Consider the following 1,887-nt stretch of genomic DNA (forward strand, 5'->3'; position numbering starts at 1 on the left):
GCCGCCGACAGCGACTGGTAGCAGTAGAACTCACGGTTACTGTCTTGTTGAGGGCTAGCCAGCCACCGCAGACACGGATGCAGCACCTACTGGAGGAGGTCGTGAGGTTCTCGATGTGATCGACTGATACTCACGCGTGGTTAGTCTCGGAAGTCACTCCAGTGAGTGGACCCGGAAAAACTTCCAGAACAAATCGTTCGAAGACACCGTCTATATCTCGGCGAACCCCCACACGACGCTGCTGGCCAACGATACATTCCACGAACTCATAGAGGTCTGGAAAGAGTACGACGAGTCACCGAACCAGATAGATCCAGCTGAGATTGTGGCTACCGCCAAGCAGGCCAACGAGCGACACCCCAACAAGCGTCTTATCGTTCACTTCATGCAGCCGCATGGCACTGGGAAACTCGTCGCTGAAACAGAACCCGAAGTCAAGTCGTATCGCGCGACGATTCCGGCTGTGACCGACATCGTCGTCGAACTGGCCGCAGAACTCGATGGGAAGACAGTCATCACAGCCGACCACGGCGAGCTGTTTACCTCTGGACTCCGTGCAAAGCTAGGAATATATAAACACAAAGCTCGGCTTCGGTTTCCCGGATTGGTGTACGTTCCGTGGGCCGAAATCGACGGCCAGCGCCGTGAGATCACGGACGGAAAGCTCTCTGAAACAGAGATCGATGAGACCGCCGTCGAACAGCGACTCCAGGATCTTGGCTACGTATAGTAGCCGCTGGTTGGAATCGAACGTACTGGAGAGCAAATATCATCGATCGGAAATTATTAGTTCCAAGCAGATTTATATTAAACAATGAGTTTGATAAAAGACGGTGCCAATTATGTGAGAAACATTGAACAGGTAGATGCCGCAGATAAGAAAATAGGGAGAAGATTGTTTAACAATACAAATGGTGTTATAAATAATACTGTAGGGAGAACAAAAATAGCGAAAGCACGTTTACTTTCAGATTATAAAACAAATACGAGCAGCCAAGTAAGGCAGCTACGATCAGAAGGATATGTCAGTCTCGGTAAAATCGCTGACGACGAGAAAATATCATCCATCCAACAGCAGTATGACGAGCTTCTAGACTCTGAACACTCCTATGCACTTCGGGAGTATGACGGAGATGTATATAGCCGTTCAGTGACCAAGATCCACCAACGGATCCCAGAACTGGGCGATCTTCTAACTGACGAAATTAAGGACATCGTCCGCGACTACTACGGGTCGTATACATCAGTAAAAACACTACATGCATGGCGAAACTACCACGCATCACAAGAAGTGTTGGAAGAAACGGAGATATACTCCGATAGCTGGCACTGTGATGGAATATTAACGGATGTTGTCAAACTTTTCATAAACCTCTCTGACGTGACCGAAGAAACGGGACCGTTCCATGTACTCCCCCGTGACAAGAGCCGTGAATTGATTGATCAAGGATATGAACGAAACCGTGAAGAAATGCCGGATGAAGTTGTCGATGAAGAACATGTGAAAAGAGCAATTGGACCAGCAGGAACGGCCATGCTTTGTACGACGTGGAATTGCTTCCATCGAGCGGGTCACATTGCAGAGGGCAATACCCGGGATATGATTCAATTTCAGTTCGTCCCATCGTCTGGGCCACTCTCCGATGACCCAGCAGAATGGCTCAAAGATGTTCAAATCCATCCAGGAGAACGGCGGAGATCACAGTAGTGGGAAAACCTGGCAGTAAACAAGATGTGTAAACAAGCGTATCGATTGGATAGAAAGGCACTGTCTAGTTAAGCCAGTTTGAGAAGTGAGCAGTTCGTGGTTTGAGTTGTTGATGCTATCCCCAGAACTGCTCAGTGAGTCGTTAGACACGGCAAATCTTGAATGTTGGGAGCGAGAGC

At 48.7% G+C, this 1,887-nt stretch carries 2 protein-coding genes; both read left to right on the top strand.

The window, feature by feature from the left end; translation table 11 throughout:
• Positions 1-136: 136 nt before the first annotated feature.
• Positions 137-730, top strand: coding sequence for an alkaline phosphatase family protein (locus NKJ34_RS15680; protein WP_253739229.1), 594 nt, complete (start codon positions 137-139; stop codon positions 728-730).
• Between the two features lie 84 nt (positions 731-814).
• The gene (locus NKJ34_RS15685; protein WP_253739230.1) at positions 815-1,708 is read left to right on the top strand and encodes a phytanoyl-CoA dioxygenase family protein; all 894 of its coding nucleotides are present in this window, start codon (positions 815-817) and stop codon (positions 1,706-1,708) included.
• The last annotated feature ends 179 nt before the right edge of the window (positions 1,709-1,887 follow it).

Origin of the sequence: Halohasta salina (assembly GCF_024178165.1) — an archaeon.
Taxonomy (GTDB): Archaea; Halobacteriota; Halobacteria; order Halobacteriales; family Haloferacaceae; genus Halohasta; species Halohasta salina.